Source organism: Bacillus sp. FSL R9-9530, from assembly GCF_038008145.1.
GTDB classification, from domain to species: domain Bacteria; phylum Bacillota; class Bacilli; order Bacillales; family Bacillaceae_G; genus Bacillus_A; species Bacillus_A mycoides.
On the sequence record NZ_JBBOYO010000001.1, the window covers coordinates 4,761,296 to 4,779,678 of the forward strand.

Below are 18,383 nucleotides of genomic sequence, written 5' to 3' on the forward strand. Positions count from 1 at the left end.
TATTTCTAAAAAATGTATGTTAATGTAATGTTAGGAAATGAGAAAGGAATGGAAAATGAGACGTATTTATTTTGTAGGGTTAATTTTGTATACGCTAATTGTATTACACGCTGCATTCCCAAAAATATTTTCATTTGAGAATGTGGAAACAATACATATAGCAATATTTATCTTTACTTTATTTGTAGTAGATTGCTGTATTTCTGTATGGCTTTCTAGAAAAAAGAAAGTACAAGAAGTAAAAGATAAAAAAGAAATAGAACGGAAAAAGAGAAAACGTTCATTTTGGATGACAACGTATTGTTTTTCTTTAGTGATTGCTGCTGCATTTTTTAGTGAGCATATTCCACTAGAAAGATTGGATATTGAATTTTGGGCAATTGTATTTGCATGTTATTTTTTTATGCATTTTCTTCCTTATATGAAAGAAAGGCGAGGAGTAGAGGAAGATCCGATTGAAGAAGAAGTGAGAGAACAAGAGAGTAAGAGAATAGAAGAAGACATAAAGAAACTTGGCGAACAAAAGTGGTATTTAAAATCAAAAATTATATATGTTCTTTGCTTCATTACGCCGCCAATCGGTTATGTGTATGTTTTCTTACTTCGTAAAAAAATGACAGAAGATGCAAAGCAAACGTACTTAACTGTTGCGACGATAATGATGGCGCTATGGTCTTTGAAATTCCTTCCGCCGTATGTGTTGGCAGTTGCAGTTGTTGTTGTGGCTTGTCTCGTATTTATAGTGAAGTATGTGAAATGAAAAACACCAAGCCTATGTGGACTTGGTGTTTTATTTATAAATTAAAGATCACCTTGCTCCTCATCACCACGAACAACAAGGACATCGCATTTCGCATAGCGAATAATATGTTCAGAGACGCTACCAATTAGGAAACGTTCTACAGCATTTAAACCAGTTGCACCACACATAATTAAATCCACTTTATGGTTTGGAGCGATTTCTTTTGAAATTTTAGATTTAGGATTACCAAATTCTAATACAGTTTCCACTTTTTCAAGACCAGCTTCAAGCGCAGTTTTTTTGTAGTCTTCTAATAAGTCTTCTGCAAATAGATTTGCACGTTCAGCAATTGCGCGGCTATAAGCCTCTACTGCTGAGTATGCTTTTACATCAACGATATGAGCAATTGTTAATGTTGCGTTGTTTCGTTTTGCAACTTGAATTGCTTTTTTAAAGGCTTTTTCTGCTTCTTTAGAACCGTCCACCGCAATTAAAATATTTGTATATGTATTATTCATAGTAAATTCCTCCCAATCATTTTTATTACCGTTTACAACTTTATTATAAAACAAATTTTGGTAATGTGCTTGTCGGAAACGTTACAGAATTTTGAAAACTTTGCCTTAATTCATTTTAGTTGTAATTGAAGCTAGAACTTGTTACATATGGAGTATAGCAATTTAAAAGGAGGCATGTTTGTGAGACACGCGCTCATTACAGCCGGTACGAAAGGTTTAGGAAAGCAAGTAACAGAAAAGTTATTGGATAAAGGATATTCCGTAACAGTAACATATCATAGCGATACAAGTGCTATGGAAACAATGAAAGAAACATATAAAAATATGGAAGAACGTCTACAGTTCGTGCAAGCTGATGTCACGAAAAAGGAAGATTTACATAAAATAGTAGAAGAAGCGATGAGCCGTTTTGGCAAAATTGACTTCTTAATTAATAATGCTGGTCCTTACGTATTTGAAAGGAAAAAATTAGTCGATTACGAAGAAGACGAATGGAATGAAATGATCCAGGGTAATTTAACAGCGGTGTTTCATTTATTAAAACTTGTCGTACCGATTATGAGAAACCAGCAATTTGGTCGTATTATTAACTATGGATTTCAAGGGGCAGATAGCGCGCCTGGATGGATTTATCGTTCAGCCTTTGCAGCTGCGAAAGTCGGACTTGTTTCTTTAACGAAAACAGTCGCATACGAAGAAGCTGAATACGGTATTACTGCGAATATGGTATGTCCTGGTGATATAATTGGTGAAATGAAAGAGGCAACGATTGAAGAAGCACGAAATCTGAAAGGTAGTAACACACCAATTGGTAGATCTGGAACAGGGGAAGATATCGCAAGAACCATTTCGTTTTTATGTGAGGACGATTCTGATATGATTACTGGCACGATTATTGAAGTAACAGGCGCTGTTGATGTTATTCATAGACATCGATAGAATTAAATAAAGTGAAGTTTCGAATAATTGGACAGTTTATCCTTTATACTGAGAGGTACGGATAATACTGTCCCTTCATGTAAGATTAAATCTATCGGAAAACTTGTATTAATTTTTTGTCAAATATTGAGATATTATGTTAGAATATAAGAGTATAGAAAGCGCTTTAAAAAATGATTCAGGGGTCATTTCATAACTCAAGGGGGAACTAATAATGCGTATCGGTATTCCAACAGAAATTAAAAACAATGAAAACCGCGTGGCAATGACGCCAGCGGGAGCTGTACATTTAGTACAAAATGGTCATGAAGTTTTTGTTCAAAAAGGATCAGGTGTAGGATCAGGCTTTACAGATGAAGAATACGTACAAGCTGGTGCGAAACTTGTTGAAACTGCTGAAGAAGCATGGAATCAAGATATGGTTATGAAGGTAAAAGAGCCAGTTGAAAGTGAATACGGTTATTTCCGCGAAGGTTTAATTTTATTCACATACTTACACTTAGCTCCAGAGCCAGAATTAACGAAAGCATTAATTGATAACAAAGTGGTATCAATTGCATACGAAACAGTACAATTAGACAATCGTTCTTTACCATTACTTGCACCTATGAGTGAAGTAGCTGGTCGTATGTCTGCGCAAATCGGTGCACAGTTCCTTGAGAAAAACAAAGGTGGTAAAGGTATTTTACTTGCAGGTGTTCCAGGGGTGAAACGCGGTAAAGTAACAATTATTGGCGGTGGTCAAGCTGGTACAAACGCAGCGAAAATTGCAGTAGGTTTAGGTGCAGATGTAACAATCATCGACTTAAGTGCAGAACGTCTTCGTCAATTAGATGACATTTTCGGAAACCAAGTGAAAACGTTAATGTCTAACCCGTATAACATTGCAGAAGCTGTAAGAGAATCTGACCTTGTAATCGGTGCAGTATTAATCCCAGGTGCAAAAGCGCCAAAACTTGTAACAGAAGAAATGATTCAATCAATGGAACCAGGTTCTGTTGTTGTAGATATCGCGATTGACCAAGGTGGTATTTTCGAAACAACTGACCGTATTACAACTCACGACAACCCAACTTACGAAAAATATGGTGTTGTTCATTATGCAGTTGCAAATATGCCAGGTGCGGTTCCACGTACATCAACGCTTGCATTAACAAACGTAACAGTACCATATGCAGTACAAATTGCTAACAAAGGCTATAAAGACGCTTGCTTAGGCAACTCTGCATTATTAAAAGGTATTAACACATTAGATGGCTATGTAACATTCGAAGCAGTTGCGGAAGCTCACGGCTTACAATACGCTGATGCGAAAGAGCTTCTTGAAAAAGCTCCTGCTTTATCATAATAGAAATAAAATAAAGACCTTTCCTTTGTAGGAAGGGTCTTTTTGTTTAAATTAATTATCTAATTTCTTCACAATTTTCAAGCCGAACATCATTGTAAAGAAAAGAATGCCGAACAAGTAATACAAGGCATACTCAACTCGTATCATCGAATTTTTGTCAGTGATATATAAAATAAATAGTATTGCAGAACCGATTAAATGAGATAGGCCGAAAATTTGTGCCATAAGTTTTAAACTCATCTTCTCGATTCTTTCATCCATTTCAGGTAATGGATATTTCTCGGAATCGTTCTTTTTTTTCTTAAAGAATATTCGTTTCACTACGAATAGTATTAAGGCTAAGAGTATGTATACGCCAGCGAATAGAAGGACAGAACTAATCTTTTCTTCATCATTATTATCGAAATAAAGAAAAGTTGAACCTAACAATAAAATGGTAAGATGCGAAATGAACTCTTGATTAAAAGTATTTTTCATTCTTTTTCCTCCCCAGTTTTATCTAATTGAAATAAATCTTCTACTTTACAGTTGAAAAACTCACATAATTTCAATGCTAATTCTAAACTTGGGTTGTATTTATTCTTCTCGATAGCGATGAGGGATTGTCTAGTGATTTGAACAGAGGAAGCTAATTGCTCTTGGGTGATGTCTCTAACGACGCGGAATTGTTTTACTTTATTTTGTATCAAATATACAAAGTCTCCTTTTTGTAAATTTGTTACAGTTATTATATCCATTTTTAGGTAATAAGTAAATAAAACTTTACAAAAAGTAAACAAAACTTTACGTGAAATATTGCTTGTTATGATGTTGTTTTTTGTGATAATTTGGAATTAAATGAAAAATGAAAGTCGATAGAGGAGATTCAATGGGGAGCAAAAAGAGTAAGAAAAAGCAAGCTAAAAGACAAAAGTATATAAAGAAAAAACAGGAACAGAACATACCTCTTTCAAAAAAAGTAGTCATTATGATAGAAAAAACATTTCGGTATATTTGTATGTTCTTGTATGTGATTTTTTGCGTGTTTTTATGTGGGATGGTTAAAAATTTTGGGATAACCCCTAATGTTATTGAAGGTATTTTTGGCGTTACACTTGTTATGGTAGAAGGATTCTTATTCTTTATATTATTTGATAAAGTGTGGCCTAGTCATGAAAGTAAAAAAGATAGAAAAAGAAGAAAAAAATCTTCATCCGATTCAAGCTCATCAAGCGGATTTGGTGATTACAGTAGCAACGATTGTAGCAGCTCAAGTGATGGTGGAGGAGATTGCGGAGGTGGTGGAGACTAAGTTAGTTTTTCAGAAGAACGACTAATGAAAGGGTGGGACGAAAGATGGAAACTGTAAATTTATTAGAATTAACAAAGGACATTCAAGAACAACATAAAAACTTCGTCGTTTCAAATGTAAATAATCATTGCTTACGAATCGCCGTATTTACTGGTGAATATGATTGGCACTATCACTCTAATTCGGATGAATTATTTATTGTGCTAGAGGGAGAACTACTTATCGATTTTGAAGATGGAGAGACGGCGGTTTTAAAGCCAAATGATTCTATCTTAATTCCAGCATGCACGATCCATAGAACGAGAGCATTCAAGAGAACGGTAAATCTTTGTTTTGAAAATATAGAGGCTGATACGATTAAAGTGGAGCAATTATGAAAAAAATATCTGTAGCCCAGTATAGAAAAATCCTTCCGATTTTAGAAGGTCATACAAGGACAACAACCTTTGCTCATGCGGTATGTGATCAAATGATAGATGGTGAAGTTTTTACAAACGAGAAGTTAACAGCAGGACTAATTCGTACAGCTAATGGTATCTATTATTTATTTGGTGATACGGATGATCAAAATTATAACGAATATTTATTTGCGTATTTAAAAATGGCTATTGAAAAAACAGAGAAACGATTTACACTGTTCACTTCGAGTGAAGAGTGGGAAATGATGATTGAAGAGTACTTTAGTAATGCATTTCGGAACATCCCACGAATGACATTTCAATTTCAAAGAGAAGTTTTTGAAGATAGAAGAATAGAATTAAACAAAAATACATATGAAATTAAACGTATTGATAAAAGTGATATAGAACGAAGTAATGAATTTACAGAGGATTATTACAAAGAATATTGGGGATCAAAAGAAGTGTTTTTAAATAACGGCTTTGGTTTTTGTATAGAACAAGATGGGATGATTGTAGCCGAATGCGTCTCAATATTTAGAGGGAATGGTTTTGCTGAAATTGATATTGCAACACATGAAGCACATCAAGGGAAAGGGTTAGCTCAAGCTGTCGCAACACGTTTCATTGAACAGTGTATACAAAATCATATTACACCATGCTGGGATTGTAATGTAGATAATATTCCCTCGCAAAAATTAGCTAGTAAATTAAGCTTCCATAATCCAGTAGAATATGTTTTGTTTGTCCGCAAGAAAATGGGGGAATAAAAGATGAACGTAGAATTAACAAGATTCAAAGTCAAGCCAGGTAAAAGTCATCGCGTAGATGAATGGATGCAGCTTCTTAATGGTAATATGAAAGAAGTGCTTTTGACATTAAACGACGAAAAGATGTATGTAGAGACAATTTTCCGGGAAATAAGAGATGGAGAAGAGTACTTATATTGGTATTCTGTGCAAGGAGAAGGCGGGGCTCTTGTCGAAAATTCTCATCATGAAATTGATAAAAAGCACTTAGCGTTTTGGTATGAATGTATTGATGAAGAAACACCGTCTGTTGATATGAAAACAGAAGTTGTTATGATTCAAGATGTTGTGAAAGAAGTAATGAAATAATAGAATAGTATGTTGGAGAGAAGCGCATCAAAAAAGATGTGCTTTTTATTTTGAAAAACGATTTAACAATAAACTCAAAAGAGTTTCTGTACCAAATGAAGTCTTTAGCAAAAAAATAGTGAAGGTATACCAAGTGATTATTTTGAACAATATTATAAAGAAATAAAAAACACGAAACCAAAAGACCTACCAATATACGGTGTAGTCGTAACAGGGAAAACAGAGGATTTACAAGGTTTACAAGGAGCGCCATATATTAAAGCGGCTGTTAGAGGTGTAACAGTGGAGAAATATTAATTACAGTTAATTAATGTGAATAATCAGAAAATTTATGTTATAATATGGGAAAAGGAGGTTTATATGAGGCAAATACATGGAGCAATTTATATTTACATAACAATGTTTTTCGTGGCGATATCCTATGGATTAGGGCACGTGTATTCGCATCCTATACTAACTTTCTTAAGCGGAGCATGTATGGCGTTTGCGCTTCTTGTCCACCTTTTCTCAGTTTGGATCGTGAAATTTCAAATTAATATTAGTGAAATAGAAGAAGGCACTTTTTAAAGGGCCTTCTTTAATAAAAAGGTAGCGATCACGCTACCTTTTTATTATTTCACAAATTGTAATTCTTTCGGGAATTTCGTTAAGATTTCTGATCCGTCTTTTGTGATGCAAATATCATCTTCAATACGAACGCCGCCTACGTTTGGTACGTAAATACCTGGCTCGATTGTGAAGACCATACCTTCTTTTAATAGAGACTCATTGCCTTCTTTTACATCTGGATATTCGTGTACGCTAATTCCAAGTCCGTGACCAAGTCGGTGTGGGAAGAAGTCTCCATAACCTGCATCTGCGATAACAGAGCGAGCGGCGTTGTCAATTGCACCAAATGTAACGCCTGGTTTACATGCTTCAACTGCTTGTAGTTGTCCAGCAAGTACAGTGTTGTAAATGCGAGTTTGTTCTTCAGAAATATCACCAAATGCTACTGTACGCGTAATATCAGAGCAATAACCTTCAATGATTACACCTAAATCAAATAGTACGAAATCGCCGCGTTTCATTTTGTTTGCACCTGGAATACCGTGTGGAAGAGCAGAGTTTGAGCCTGCTAATACCATCGTATCGAATGACATTTTATGGATGCCTTTTGTTTTTAATTCATGCTCAATAATTGCTAATACTTCTAGCTCACTACGATTTTCTTTAATTGCATTTACACCAACTTCAACAGCATAATCTGCCATTTTAGCCGCTTCACGCAAAATAGAAAGTTCTTTTTCGTCTTTAATTAAGCGAAGTTCGCGAACTTTCTCTTCAGCTGATTTGAAAGCTGCATTTGGGAATAACTTTGTTAATTCTTCGTAACGTTCTACGTTTAAATGTTCTTTTTCAATTGCAACTGCATTTGCATCAATACCACGATCTTTAATTGCTTTTGCAATCATATCCCATGGTCTGTCCGTATCAGTAAATCCGATAATCTCATGTGCCCAGCCAGCGTTACGTGCTTGGCCTTCTTCCATTTTAGGACAAATTAAAATAGGCTCTTTTTCTTGGAATACAAACATACCAAGTAGTCTTTCATGTGGTTCACAGTGGAAGTTTGTCATGTAGAAGACGTTCGGTGTAGAAGTTAAGAACGCAGCTTCTACGTTTTTTTCTTTTAGCCATTGCATTAAATTTTCTAATCTAGCATTCATCGATTGGCACCCCCGAGATATTTAATTACAAATATAACTTTACATCGGAGGAAAGCGTTATGACAAGTAAATCGATGTTAGAAAAGACAGGGAATTGAGAAATCATGTAGAATAAAAAGTGAGAATGTGAATAGGGGAGGAATGTAATGATGAGAGTATCGTATCACGGGCATTCAGTTGTAAAGATTGAAACGAATGGAAAAGTTATTTTAATTGACCCATTTTTAACGGGAAATCCGAAAACAGATTTAAAGGCTGAAGATGTAAAAGTTGATGCGATTATTTTATCGCACGGACACGGTGATCATGTTGGGGATACAGTAGCGTTAGCAAAGAACAATAATGCGGTCGTTGTGGCACCGTTTGAATTAGCGACATTTTTAGGATGGCAAGGTGTAAATACACATCCAATGCATATTGGTGGTTCACATGAATTTGACTTTGGAAAGGTGAAATTTACTCAAGCATTCCACGGCTCTAGTTATATTGATGAAGAAAATAAGACGATTACATATACAGGTATGCCAGCTGGTATTTTGTTTACAGCAGAGGAGAAAACGGTATATCATGCAGGAGATACTGCTTTATTCTCTGATATGAAGTTAATTGGAGAACTGAATAATATTGATGTAGCATTTTTACCAATTGGCGATAATTTCACAATGGGGCCAGAAGATGCTGTGTTAGCAGCAAAATGGATAGAGGCGAAAACAGTTGTACCGATGCATTACAATATGTTCCCAGTTATTGAACAAGATCCATATCAATTTGTAGAAAAGCTACAAAATTGTACAGGGAAAGTATTAGAAGCTGGAGAAAGTATTACACTATAAAAAAGAAACCCTTCATTTGAAATGACAAGTGAAGGGTTTTTTATGTGTGTAGTACAGTTTTTAAAGTTTGCGCTTGTTTTGGTGATTCTTTTCTTTTTGGAAGTGGCTGTTCGGGTGTTTCATTCAACTCCATTGCAACTTTTTTCCCATCTACGAAAGCTAAAAATACAGCACCTACAACCTCTAACAATTTTTTCATAATGTATTCGCTCCTTTGTTTCATTTCTTGTCTTAATTGTATATTGAAGCGTCTGGACAAACTATCGAACGAGATGACAACAGCATTACATTGTTGTAATAGAATGACTGGTGGAATGTAAGGGGTATTTTGTTATAAAAAAAATGGTACAGGCATATAAAGAGAGAGTGTAACAGTTTTGAAAATATAGTATACTGAAAATACAACACATGAAGAATTTAGGGAAAAGAAAGTATGGTGAAACCATTTGGCTACCAAACATAATCAAATTTTAGAACATATTAATAGCCTGCCGGTAGGGCATAAAATTTCTGTGAGGCAAATTGCGAAAGATTTGAGTGTAAGTGAAGGGACAGCTTACCGTGCAATTAAAGACGCAGAAAATAAAGGATATGTTAGTACAATTGAACGTGTCGGAACAATTCGAATTGAACAAAAGAAGAAAGAGAATATCGAAAAACTGACATATGCAGAAGTCGTTAACATTGTCGATGGTCAAGTACTTGGAGGCAGAGAAGGACTACATAAAACATTAAATAAATTCGTAATCGGGGCTATGAAATTAGAAGCGATGATGCGCTATACAGAAGCAGGGAATTTACTTATCATCGGTAACCGTACGAACGCACATCAATTAGCACTAGAAGCTGGGGCAGCAGTGTTAATTACGGGCGGATTTGATACGGAAGATCATGTGAAGAAATTAGCAGATGAATTAAAGCTTCCAATTATTTCAAGTAGTTATGATACATTTACGGTCGCAACGTTAATTAACCGTGCAATTTATGATCAACTTATCAAGAAGGAAATTGTACTCGTTGAAGATATTTTAACGCCAATTGAAGAAACGTTATATTTAAAGCCAAATGATACAGTACAGCAATGGCATGCGTATAATGAAGAAACGATGCATGGACGTTATCCAATTGTTGATGAAAATAAAAAGGTGTTAGGTATTGTAACTTCAAAAGATATGATTGGTGTCGTGAAAGAAACACCAATTGATAAAGTGATGACAAAGCATCCCATTACGGTGAACGGAAAAATGTCTGTCGCAGCTGCAGCACGTATGATGGTGTGGGAAGGTATTGAGTTACTTCCTGTTGTGGAAGAAGGGAATAAATTGCAAGGGATCATTAGTCGCCAAGATGTACTTCAGGCGTTGCAAATGATTCAACGTCAACCGCAAGTTGGGGAAACAATTGATGATATTGTAACGAACCAATTTATGACGCCGAAAGAAGCGAAAAATGAGCATTTGTATCAATTTTCAGTGACGCCACAAATGACGAATTCAATCGGGACGTTATCTTACGGTGTATTCACAACAATTGTGACAGAAGCAACAAACCGTGTCATTCGTGCGCAGAAGAAGAGCGATTTAATTGTTGAAAACTTAACCATTTATTTCGTTAAGCCAGTTCAAATTGATAATGTTGTATCAGTTCATCCGAAAGTATTAGAAATTGGGCGTAAATTTGGTAAGATTGATGTAGAAGTGCATCATGAAGGTAATGTTGTCGGGAAAGCATTACTTATGGTGCAATTGATCGATAAATAAAAAGATGGAACAAATCGTTTTGGTTTGTTCCATCTTTTTTGTTTTATTGGGTTTGGAAGCTGTTGCTAAAGATGTGGAAGAGTTTTAGCGGGAAATATATATAAGGAGAGATGATTGTATAATTAGAAAAAACAGAATATTTATTTGTTTAGAGTGTATACTATGATATAATTAGATTGTAAGATAATGGATGTCGGAAGGGGGATGCAATATGTCATCAGAATTACTCTTTTTTGGTGGTATCGCACTCTTTTATTTCTTTGTGATGATACCAATTCAATACTTATACTTACAAGGATTAAATGAAAAAAAGAAACGAACAGGATTATCTCAGCAAGAACTATACAAACAGATGTCTTTTGGAGAAGAACAATTACATTTTCACGTGCAAGGTAATCCCTTTAATATACCATCTGCGTTTGTTGCATATATGATTTTGAAAGTGAAGGGACGTAAAAAAGCATCACAATGTTGATGCTTTTTTACGTTGTTTTATAAGATTCGGCTTCTTTGACTGCTAATGGTAGAAAGTGTTTATATTGGCGGAATCCATTAAATGTACTCGCGCTGCCAAGTAAAATAAACAAAACACCAACGATAATGCGTGCAGTTGAAAGTTCTAAAAAGAATTGGTTTATCCCAAAGAATAGGACGAATAAGCCGAGTGCCATTGCGGATTTTCCTGAGAGCCAACCTTTCTCCATTGGACGGTTTGTACGAAAGAACTTTGTTTTGTAGAAGAGGTACAACACAAATGAGATGATAATACAAAAGACGAATATTGGCATAATACACGCTCCCATCGATTGGTATAAAAATAACAATTTAGAAAAAAGAAAAATCTAAACTTTCTAACTTTTATTATAAAGCAATTGTTCGCATGTATGAAATGTTTTCCGTTATAATGAGGGATAAAGTGAAACTTTAATTAGTGTGGGGAGATCCCACGTACTAATTATTAACCCTCACCAATCGGGCTTTTACGTGCATCCAGGCTCCAAATTAATTTTGCCCCATTGTTTTTAATACTTTTGAGGTGGGAGTCTTACTACACGTTAATGCGGGATAAAATGAAGAAGTTGAATAAAAAGGAGATTATACATATGCATGAGCAAATTTTAGGAGCAATTAAAGAGTTTGATACAATTATTATTCATCGTCATGTGCGTCCAGATCCAGATGCATTAGGTTCACAGGGCGGTCTTGGTACGATTCTACAAGAATCGTTTCCAGAGAAAAATATTTATACGGTTGGGTACAATGAACCGTCACTAGAATATTTACGAGTAATGGATGATATTGAAGATAGTGTATATGAAAATGCACTTGTTATCGTATGTGATACTGCGAACCAAGAACGTGTTGACGATCAACGCTATGCAAAAGGGAAGATGTTAATTAAAATTGATCATCATCCGAATGAAGATCCGTACGGAGATATTACGTGGGTAGATACGACATCAAGTTCTACAAGTGAAATGATTTATGAGTTTTACAGTTATGGAAAAGATAAAGGATTACAGATAACGAAAGAAGCAGCTCGTCTTATTTTAGCGGGTATTGTTGGGGATACAGGTCGTTTCTTATTCCCAAATACAACAGCGAAAACACTTCGTTACGTAAGTGAGCTCGTTGACATGGATGTAAAATTCACAGATTTATACAATGAAATGTATAAGACAAAAGAAAAAATCGCTCGTTTAAATGGTTATATTTTACAAAACTTCACAATGGTAGAAGAAGGCGCAGCGTACATTAAATTAACGAAAGAGGTACTAGAAGAGTTTGATGTACTTTCTACTGAAGCATCTGGTGTTGTCGGAGCACTTGGTAATATTGATGGATTAAAGGCATGGGTTCTATTTTTAGAGGAAGATGATGTTATTCGTGTTCGTCTTCGTTCAAAAGGACCAGTTATTAATAAGTTAGCAATGCAATATAATGGCGGAGGACATCCGATGGCTTCTGGTGCAAAAGCATCTTCTTGGGAAGAAGCAGATCGCCTGTTTGCTGATTTACGTGAGCTGTGTAGATAAAAATTGTATGTTGAACGAAAGAGAAGGAGAGGCACTGAAGCCCTCCTTTTTTTTATTTTTCTTTCTCTATATCAATACTAATTTCAAGTACGGTATCAAAAGAGACTGTGTCTACTTTAAAGCGGTATATACGATCGTAATGTTTGTACGTTTTATTTTCGATGACTTTTTTGAGCAGGTCTTTATTTTTTGCGATGCTTTGAATGTTTTTCGTTAAAAGATGCTGGAGATCATTATGGATAGAAGTGGTCATGTTTTCAAGTGTAAGATTGTCTAAATCATATTTTTTTCGATTTATAATTTTTATTTTGATTTCTTGAATTGTTAAGAGCCGTTTATTTTCTGTGTTCAATTTCTCTTGGTCTTCGAGAAGGACGTGGAGTTTTGCTTCTTGTTTTTCGATAATTTCTTTTTGTTCTGCTATTTTACTAGTTTGTTCTTCTTGAAAAACACCGTATATGTACAAAAAAACAAACCAGCTCAACACGCCTCCAACAGCAGCGCCAGCTAAAACTAAATACCACCTTTTGGCTGTATTGGCACTGGGTACTCTCATACATGTTCCTGTGTAAGCCATTTAATAATAATAAGACCAGTTTGCATACCGCCAGTTGCAAAAAAAATAAGGAGAATTTGTTTTACGATATCTTTCATATCTCCGCCAAAGAAGCTTCTTTCAAAGCTATAAAAGGTATCGAACGTTCCGCCAATTGCTGCAACGAGTGCCCAAATTCTTAAATTTTGGGCGAATTGATTAATATAAGTTAGAGCTGGTTTTCCGATGAGAAATGCACCAAATCCGCCAATTAATGAACCACCAAGTATAACTCCAAAGGCAATAAAATAACTAATAATAAGCAGAGAGAAAAAAGTATGTTCTCTTACATCCATCGTCATTCCCCTTTCTTCTTCATATATATGGACAAAGTATGAGAAGTATGTTTTGATTTCCGCTTTCCTCATCACCTATAATAAAAGTAGTCACATAGGTAAAGAGAGGGTACAACAGTGAAGTTTGTGCATTTACAATGTCAAACCGTTTTTAGTTTATTAAAAAGTGCTTGTAAAATTGATGAGCTTGTCATTCGGGCGAAAGAGCTTGGATTTTCATCGCTGGCCATTACAGATGAAAATGTTATGTATGGAGTTATTCCGTTTTATAAAGCATGCAAGAAAAATGGTATACAGCCTATTATCGGCTTAACAGCTTCTATTTTTAGTGAAGAAGAAGAAAGGTCTTATCCACTTGTCTTACTTGCTGAGAATGAAATAGGCTATCAAAATTTATTAAAGATCTCTAGCAGCATTATGACGAAGTCAAAAGAAGGTATCCCGAAGAAGTGGCTTGCTCATTATGCGAAAGGGTTAATTGCGATTTCACCAGGGAAAGACGGAGAGATTGAACAGCTATTATTAGAAGACAAAGAGAGTCAGGCTGAAGAAGTAGCTCGTACGTATCAAAATATGTTCAGCAATTTTTATATAAGTTTGCAGCATCATGCAATTCAAGATGAACTGCTTTTACAAGAAAAACTGCCTGAATTTATTAATAAGGTAAACGTTCCAGTCGTTGCAACAAATGATGTTCGCTATATTAATCAAAGTGACGCACTTGTTCATGAATGTTTATTATCTGTTGAAGGCGGAACGAAAATGACTGATCCAGATAGACCGAGAATGAAAACGGATCAGTATTATTTAAAGTCATCGGATGAAATGGGAGCACTATTTTCTCATGCTGAGGAAGCGGTTCAAAATACAATAACAATCGCGGAACGTTGCCAAGTAGAAATTCCTTTCCATGTAAATCAATTACCGAAATTTCCTGTTCCATCTAACGAGACGAATGATACGTATTTGCGCCGTGTTTGTGAAGAAGGCTTGCAGAAACGCTATGGTACGCCGAAAGAAGCGCATATAGGACGTTTGGATCATGAATTAAATGTTATTTCTCGTATGGGATTTAGCGATTATTTCCTCATCGTATGGGACTTTATGAAATATGCACATGAAAATCATATTTTAACTGGGCCAGGCCGTGGATCGGCAGCTGGTTCACTCGTTTCTTACGTATTGGAAATTACAGATATTGATCCGATTGAATATGAATTATTATTTGAAAGGTTTTTAAACCCTGAACGTGTGACACTTCCAGATATTGATATTGATTTTCCAGATATAAGACGTGATGAGATGATTCGATATGTGAAAGATAAATATGGTCAGCTTCGTGTTGCTCAAATTGTAACGTTCGGAACTCTTGCAGCGAAAGCCGCAATTAGAGACATTGCTCGTGTAATGGGACTCCTGCCAAGAGATATTGACATATTTTCAAAACTTATCCCATCAAAGCTTGGTATAACGTTAAGAGATGCATATGAGGAATCGCAATCGCTCCGTGAGTTTATACAAGGGAATCTGTTACATGAGCGTGTGTTTGAAATTGCAAAACGTGTAGAGGGATTACCGCGTCATACGTCTATTCATGCAGCTGGCGTTATTATGAGCCAAGAACCGTTAACGGGAAGTGTAGCGATTCAAGAAGGGCATAACGATGTCTATGTTACGCAATATCCAGCTGATGCATTGGAAGAACTTGGATTGCTCAAGATGGATTTTTTAGGCTTACGTAATTTAACGTTACTTGAAAATATTATAAAATTTATTGTTAAAAAAACTGGGAAACAAATTGATATAAGAAATTTACCTCTGCAAGATGAAAAGACGTTTCAATTGTTAGGAAGAGGGGATACAACAGGTGTATTCCAGCTTGAATCAGGTGGTATGCGAAATGTACTTCGTGGGTTAAAACCGAATGAATTTGAAGACATAGTCGCCGTTAACTCGTTATACAGACCAGGACCGATGGAACAAATTCCAACCTTTATTGAATCGAAGCATGGGAAAAGACAAATTGAATATTTACATCCGGATTTAAAGCCGATTTTAGAAAGAACATACGGCGTAATTGTATACCAAGAACAAATTATGCAAATCGCATCGAAGTTAGCTGGATTTTCGCTTGGAGAAGCGGATTTGCTGCGCCGTGCAGTGAGTAAAAAGAATCGTGATATTTTAGATCAAGAACGTAAGCATTTTGTTCAAGGTTGTTTGGAAAACGGATACGATGAGACATCTTCAGAACAAATTTATGATTTAATTGTAAGATTTGCGAATTACGGTTTTAACCGAAGTCACGCTGTAGCTTACAGTATGATCGGATATCAGCTTGCATATTTAAAAGCAAATTATACGCTGGAATTTATGACTGCGTTATTATCAAGTGCAATTGGAAATGAAGATAAGATTGTGCAGTATGTACGAGAAACGAAGCGGAAAGGTTTTCACGTTTTACCGCCGTCTCTTCAGAGAAGTGGTTACAACTTCCAAATAGAAGGGAATGCGATTCGATATAGTTTACTTTCGATTCGGAATATCGGAATGGCTACCGTGACGGCATTACTCGAAGAACGAGAGGAAAAAATGTTCGAAGATTTATTTGAGTTTTGTCTTCGGATGCCATCAAAATTTGTAACAGAGCGAAATTTAGAAGCGTTTGTCTGGTCTGGTTGTTTTGACGGTTTTGGTGTTTCGAGGACGACGTTATGGAGAAGTCTTAAAGGAGCGTTGGAGTATGCAAATCTTGCACGTGATTTTGATTTAGGGGATGCTGTTCCGAAATCAAAATACGTACAAGGAGAAGAGCTATCCTTTATTGAACAGTTAAATAAAGAGAAGGAAGCACTCGGTTTTTATTTATCTAGCTATCCGACAGCGCAGTATGCGGAGCTAGGAAAAGAATTAGAAATTCCATCTCTTGCTCAGGCGATGCGACATAAGAAAAAAGTACAAAGAGCGATCGTATATATAACAAGTGTGAAAGTTATTCGTACGAAAAAGTTGCAAAAGATGGCGTTTATTACATTCTGTGATCAAAATGATGAAATGGAAGCCGTTATTTTTCCAGAAACGTATATACATTTTTCGGACAGGTTACAAGAAGGTGCAATCGTTTTAGTTGATGGTACGATCGAGCAAAGAAATCATAAGTTGCAATGGATCGTGAATGGACTATATCCGCTAGAAGAAATGGATGTTTATGAAGGAATGAAAGAAGCATCTGTTTACGTGAAATTGCCGTCTCAATATGAAAAAAAGCTTGTAAATCAAGTTACAAAAATATTGTTTGATTATTCAGGTTTTACGAAAGTACTAATTTATTATGAAAAGGAACATAAAATGGTACAATTATCTCGAAGTTTATCGATTCATCCAAGTGAAGAATGTCTAGGAGCACTTCGTGAAATTGTCGGTGACGAAAATGTCGTTGTGAAAATATAATGGACAATTTCCCTACACTTCGATTATTATAGTAGTAGTGTTCGTGGTCAGACCACTTGGAGAAATTGATATCAGCAAGCATAATTTGAGGAGAGTGGATAGTTTGTCAACACTTCGTGAAGAAGCACTTCACATGCATAAAGTGCATCAAGGAAAATTAGAAACTGTATCAAAAGTAAAAGTAGAAAATGCAAAAGATTTAAGTCTTGCATATTCTCCAGGGGTTGCAGAGCCTTGTAAAGAAATTTATGACGATAAAAGTAAGGTATATGAATATACAATGAAGGGAAATATGGTAGCAGTTGTGACAGATGGAACGGCTGTACTTGGTCTTGGTAACATTGGACCTGAAGCATCTCTTCCAGTAATGGAAGGTAAAGCTGTATTATTCAAGAGCTTTGCTGGTGTAGATGCATTCCCGATTGCCTTAAATACAAACGATGTAGATAAAATTGTTGAAACTGTAAAATTAATGGAGCCAACTTTTGGCGGTGTAAACTTAGAAGATATCGCAGCGCCAAACTGCTTCGTTATTGAAGAACGTTTGAAAAAAGAGACAAACATTCCAATATTCCATGATGATCAACACGGAACAGCTATCGTAACAGTAGCAGGCCTTGTGAACGCGCTGAAGTTAGTTGGAAAGAAAATGTCTGACATTAAAGTTGTCGCAAATGGTGCAGGTGCAGCAGGTATTGCAATCATTAAACTTTTATATCGCTATGGTGTACGTGACGTTATTATGTGTGACCGTAAAGGTGCAATCTATGAAGGTCGTCCTGTCGGTATGAATCCGGTGAAAGATGAAGTTGCAAAATATACAAATAAGAGTCGTATAGAAGGTTCTTTAGCTGACGTTTTACAAGGTGCGGACGTATTCATTGGTGTATCTGCAGCAGGTGCATTAACTGAAGAGATGGTTCGTACAATGAATGACGATGCAATTATTTTTGCAATGGCGAATCCGGTTCCAGAAATTATGCCAGAATTGGCAAAAGCAGCGGGCGCAGCTGTTGTTGGAACAGGTCGTTCTGACTTCCCGAACCAAGTAAATAATGTACTAGCGTTCCCAGGGATTTTCCGCGGTGCACTTGATGTACATGCGACACAAATTAATGAAGAAATGAAGATGGCAGCTGTACAGGCCATTGCAGAGCTTGTATCAGAGGATGAGTTGAATGCAGATCATATCATTCCAGCACCATTTGACGCGCGTGTAGCGCCTCAAGTAGCGGCTTACGTTGCGAAAGCAGCAATGGAGACAGGAGTAGCTCGCCGTCAAGTAGATCCAAATGAAGTCGCTGAGAAAACAAAACAATTAGCGCTGATTGGTAAAGAATAAGCGAGGAA

General features: G+C 36.0%; 22 protein-coding genes and 1 pseudogene. 15 read left to right on the forward strand and 8 right to left on the reverse strand.

Annotation, left to right across the window (positions count from 1 at the left end):
* The first annotated feature begins 55 nt into the window (after nt 1-55).
* Nucleotides 56-760 (forward strand): hypothetical protein, encoded by a 705-nt coding sequence (locus MKX66_RS24135; RefSeq protein WP_326997478.1) that lies wholly within the window; start codon nt 56-58, stop codon nt 758-760.
* 41 nt (nt 761-801) lie between these two features.
* On the opposite strand, the gene MKX66_RS24140 is transcribed toward MKX66_RS24135, so the two are convergent.
* Nucleotides 802-1,260 carry a universal stress protein gene (locus MKX66_RS24140; protein ID WP_001066676.1) on the reverse strand — a complete coding sequence of 153 codons (459 nt, stop codon included), beginning with the start codon at nt 1,258-1,260 and terminating at the stop codon, nt 802-804.
* Nucleotides 1,261-1,407: 147 nt separating this feature from the next.
* Here MKX66_RS24140 and MKX66_RS24145 point away from each other — a divergent pair, with 147 nt between their 5' ends.
* Together MKX66_RS24145 and ald are read left to right on the forward strand one after the other, a co-directional pair.
* The gene (locus tag MKX66_RS24145) at nt 1,408-2,199 is read left to right on the forward strand and encodes an SDR family oxidoreductase (protein WP_002015530.1); all 792 of its coding nucleotides are present in this window, start codon (nt 1,408-1,410) and stop codon (nt 2,197-2,199) included.
* A gap of 214 nt (nt 2,200-2,413) precedes the next feature.
* Nucleotides 2,414-3,547, forward strand: a complete 1,134-nt coding sequence (ald, locus tag MKX66_RS24150; protein ID WP_088034037.1) for an alanine dehydrogenase — start codon at nt 2,414-2,416, stop codon at nt 3,545-3,547.
* Between the two features lie 51 nt (nt 3,548-3,598).
* Here the strand turns inward: ald and MKX66_RS24155 are convergent, their stop codons facing one another.
* Both MKX66_RS24155 and MKX66_RS24160 read right to left on the reverse strand, forming a co-directional pair.
* Nucleotides 3,599-4,024 (reverse strand): hypothetical protein, encoded by a 426-nt coding sequence (locus tag MKX66_RS24155; RefSeq protein ID WP_002138610.1) that lies wholly within the window; start codon nt 4,022-4,024, stop codon nt 3,599-3,601.
* Complete coding sequence (locus tag MKX66_RS24160; protein WP_133059863.1) at nt 4,021-4,284, reverse strand: helix-turn-helix transcriptional regulator; 264 nt, start codon at nt 4,282-4,284, stop codon at nt 4,021-4,023. The genes MKX66_RS24155 and MKX66_RS24160 overlap by 4 nt, the downstream gene beginning before the upstream one ends.
* Nucleotides 4,285-4,415: 131 nt before the next feature.
* Between MKX66_RS24160 and MKX66_RS24165 the strand changes: the two genes are divergently transcribed.
* The 6 genes and pseudogenes from MKX66_RS24165 (at nt 4,416) to MKX66_RS24190 (ending at nt 6,921) form a co-directional block, all read left to right on the forward strand.
* On the forward strand, nt 4,416-4,838 hold the full coding sequence (locus tag MKX66_RS24165; RefSeq protein WP_107887375.1) for a hypothetical protein: 423 nt from the start codon (nt 4,416-4,418) through the stop codon (nt 4,836-4,838).
* Between the two features lie 44 nt (nt 4,839-4,882).
* A complete protein-coding gene (locus MKX66_RS24170) occupies nt 4,883-5,215 on the forward strand; it encodes a cupin domain-containing protein (RefSeq protein ID WP_002129379.1) in 333 nt (110 codons plus the stop codon).
* The gene (locus MKX66_RS24175) at nt 5,212-6,006 is read left to right on the forward strand and encodes a GNAT family N-acetyltransferase (protein ID WP_341087268.1); all 795 of its coding nucleotides are present in this window, start codon (nt 5,212-5,214) and stop codon (nt 6,004-6,006) included. Before MKX66_RS24170 ends, MKX66_RS24175 begins: the two co-directional genes overlap by 4 nt.
* A gap of 3 nt (nt 6,007-6,009) precedes the next feature.
* On the forward strand, nt 6,010-6,354 hold the full coding sequence (locus MKX66_RS24180; RefSeq protein WP_341087269.1) for a DUF6176 family protein: 345 nt from the start codon (nt 6,010-6,012) through the stop codon (nt 6,352-6,354).
* Nucleotides 6,355-6,407: 53 nt separating this feature from the next.
* Nucleotides 6,408-6,651: pseudogene (locus MKX66_RS24185) on the forward strand (anti sigma factor C-terminal domain-containing protein); the annotation flags it as partial.
* Nucleotides 6,652-6,714: 63 nt separating this feature from the next.
* Nucleotides 6,715-6,921 (forward strand): hypothetical protein, encoded by a 207-nt coding sequence (locus MKX66_RS24190; RefSeq protein WP_002088956.1) that lies wholly within the window; start codon nt 6,715-6,717, stop codon nt 6,919-6,921.
* A 44-nt stretch (nt 6,922-6,965) separates the two neighbouring features.
* Here the strand turns inward: MKX66_RS24190 and pepQ are convergent, their stop codons facing one another.
* Nucleotides 6,966-8,063, reverse strand: coding sequence for a Xaa-Pro dipeptidase (gene pepQ / locus MKX66_RS24195; RefSeq protein ID WP_341087270.1), 1,098 nt, complete (start codon nt 8,061-8,063; stop codon nt 6,966-6,968).
* Between the two features lie 149 nt (nt 8,064-8,212).
* On the opposite strand from pepQ, the gene MKX66_RS24200 reads away from it, so the two are divergent.
* The gene (locus tag MKX66_RS24200) at nt 8,213-8,896 is read left to right on the forward strand and encodes a metal-dependent hydrolase (protein WP_341087670.1); all 684 of its coding nucleotides are present in this window, start codon (nt 8,213-8,215) and stop codon (nt 8,894-8,896) included.
* Nucleotides 8,897-8,936: 40 nt separating this feature from the next.
* Here the strand turns inward: MKX66_RS24200 and MKX66_RS24205 are convergent, their stop codons facing one another.
* A complete protein-coding gene (locus MKX66_RS24205) occupies nt 8,937-9,095 on the reverse strand; it encodes a hypothetical protein (RefSeq protein ID WP_341087692.1) in 159 nt (52 codons plus the stop codon).
* A gap of 247 nt (nt 9,096-9,342) precedes the next feature.
* Between MKX66_RS24205 and MKX66_RS24210 the strand changes: the two genes are divergently transcribed.
* Both MKX66_RS24210 and MKX66_RS24215 read left to right on the forward strand, forming a co-directional pair.
* Nucleotides 9,343-10,656, forward strand: a complete 1,314-nt coding sequence (locus MKX66_RS24210; protein ID WP_002088951.1) for a CBS domain-containing protein — start codon at nt 9,343-9,345, stop codon at nt 10,654-10,656.
* 211 nt (nt 10,657-10,867) lie between these two features.
* Nucleotides 10,868-11,131: a DUF3949 domain-containing protein gene (locus tag MKX66_RS24215; protein ID WP_098635284.1), complete on the forward strand. Its 264-nt coding sequence runs from the start codon at nt 10,868-10,870 to the stop codon at nt 11,129-11,131.
* Nucleotides 11,132-11,138: 7 nt separating this feature from the next.
* Here the strand turns inward: MKX66_RS24215 and MKX66_RS24220 are convergent, their stop codons facing one another.
* The gene (locus MKX66_RS24220) at nt 11,139-11,444 is read right to left on the reverse strand and encodes a YtpI family protein (protein ID WP_002138595.1); all 306 of its coding nucleotides are present in this window, start codon (nt 11,442-11,444) and stop codon (nt 11,139-11,141) included.
* A 315-nt stretch (nt 11,445-11,759) separates the two neighbouring features.
* On the opposite strand from MKX66_RS24220, the gene MKX66_RS24225 reads away from it, so the two are divergent.
* Nucleotides 11,760-12,692 (forward strand): DHH family phosphoesterase, encoded by a 933-nt coding sequence (locus MKX66_RS24225; protein ID WP_002143355.1) that lies wholly within the window; start codon nt 11,760-11,762, stop codon nt 12,690-12,692.
* A 52-nt stretch (nt 12,693-12,744) separates the two neighbouring features.
* On the opposite strand, the gene ytrI is transcribed toward MKX66_RS24225, so the two are convergent.
* A complete protein-coding gene (ytrI, locus tag MKX66_RS24230) occupies nt 12,745-13,248 on the reverse strand; it encodes a sporulation membrane protein YtrI (protein WP_002088948.1) in 504 nt (167 codons plus the stop codon).
* Nucleotides 13,245-13,658, reverse strand: a complete 414-nt coding sequence (locus MKX66_RS24235; RefSeq protein ID WP_002034291.1) for a YtrH family sporulation protein — start codon at nt 13,656-13,658, stop codon at nt 13,245-13,247. Before MKX66_RS24235 ends, ytrI begins: the two co-directional genes overlap by 4 nt.
* A 42-nt stretch (nt 13,659-13,700) precedes the next feature.
* Between MKX66_RS24235 and dnaE the strand changes: the two genes are divergently transcribed.
* Together dnaE and MKX66_RS24245 are read left to right on the forward strand one after the other, a co-directional pair.
* Nucleotides 13,701-17,033, forward strand: coding sequence for a DNA polymerase III subunit alpha (gene dnaE / locus MKX66_RS24240; protein ID WP_326997483.1), 3,333 nt, complete (start codon nt 13,701-13,703; stop codon nt 17,031-17,033).
* A gap of 133 nt (nt 17,034-17,166) precedes the next feature.
* Nucleotides 17,167-18,375, forward strand: coding sequence for an NAD(P)-dependent malic enzyme (locus MKX66_RS24245; RefSeq protein ID WP_161793975.1), 1,209 nt, complete (start codon nt 17,167-17,169; stop codon nt 18,373-18,375).
* Nucleotides 18,376-18,383 lie beyond the last annotated feature (8 nt).

Coding starts and splice junctions, on each gene's coding strand:
- MKX66_RS24135 (WP_326997478.1), top strand. CDS start 56: ATGAGACGTATTTATTTTGTAGGGTTAATTTTGTATACGCTAATTGTA.
- MKX66_RS24140 (WP_001066676.1), bottom strand. CDS start 1,260: ATGAATAATACATATACAAATATTTTAATTGCGGTGGACGGTTCTAAA.
- MKX66_RS24145 (WP_002015530.1), top strand. CDS start 1,408: ATGGAGTATAGCAATTTAAAAGGAGGCATGTTTGTGAGACACGCGCTC.
- ald (WP_088034037.1), top strand. CDS start 2,414: ATGCGTATCGGTATTCCAACAGAAATTAAAAACAATGAAAACCGCGTG.
- MKX66_RS24155 (WP_002138610.1), bottom strand. CDS start 4,024: ATGAAAAATACTTTTAATCAAGAGTTCATTTCGCATCTTACCATTTTA.
- MKX66_RS24160 (WP_133059863.1), bottom strand. CDS start 4,284: ATGGATATAATAACTGTAACAAATTTACAAAAAGGAGACTTTGTATAT.
- MKX66_RS24165 (WP_107887375.1), top strand. CDS start 4,416: ATGGGGAGCAAAAAGAGTAAGAAAAAGCAAGCTAAAAGACAAAAGTAT.
- MKX66_RS24170 (WP_002129379.1), top strand. CDS start 4,883: ATGGAAACTGTAAATTTATTAGAATTAACAAAGGACATTCAAGAACAA.
- MKX66_RS24175 (WP_341087268.1), top strand. CDS start 5,212: ATGAAAAAAATATCTGTAGCCCAGTATAGAAAAATCCTTCCGATTTTA.
- MKX66_RS24180 (WP_341087269.1), top strand. CDS start 6,010: ATGAACGTAGAATTAACAAGATTCAAAGTCAAGCCAGGTAAAAGTCAT.
- MKX66_RS24190 (WP_002088956.1), top strand. CDS start 6,715: ATGAGGCAAATACATGGAGCAATTTATATTTACATAACAATGTTTTTC.
- pepQ (WP_341087270.1), bottom strand. CDS start 8,063: ATGAATGCTAGATTAGAAAATTTAATGCAATGGCTAAAAGAAAAAAAC.
- MKX66_RS24200 (WP_341087670.1), top strand. CDS start 8,213: ATGAGAGTATCGTATCACGGGCATTCAGTTGTAAAGATTGAAACGAAT.
- MKX66_RS24205 (WP_341087692.1), bottom strand. CDS start 9,095: ATGAAAAAATTGTTAGAGGTTGTAGGTGCTGTATTTTTAGCTTTCGTA.
- MKX66_RS24215 (WP_098635284.1), top strand. CDS start 10,868: ATGTCATCAGAATTACTCTTTTTTGGTGGTATCGCACTCTTTTATTTC.
- MKX66_RS24220 (WP_002138595.1), bottom strand. CDS start 11,444: ATGCCAATATTCGTCTTTTGTATTATCATCTCATTTGTGTTGTACCTC.
- MKX66_RS24225 (WP_002143355.1), top strand. CDS start 11,760: ATGCATGAGCAAATTTTAGGAGCAATTAAAGAGTTTGATACAATTATT.
- ytrI (WP_002088948.1), bottom strand. CDS start 13,248: ATGAGAGTACCCAGTGCCAATACAGCCAAAAGGTGGTATTTAGTTTTA.
- MKX66_RS24245 (WP_161793975.1), top strand. CDS start 17,167: ATGCATAAAGTGCATCAAGGAAAATTAGAAACTGTATCAAAAGTAAAA.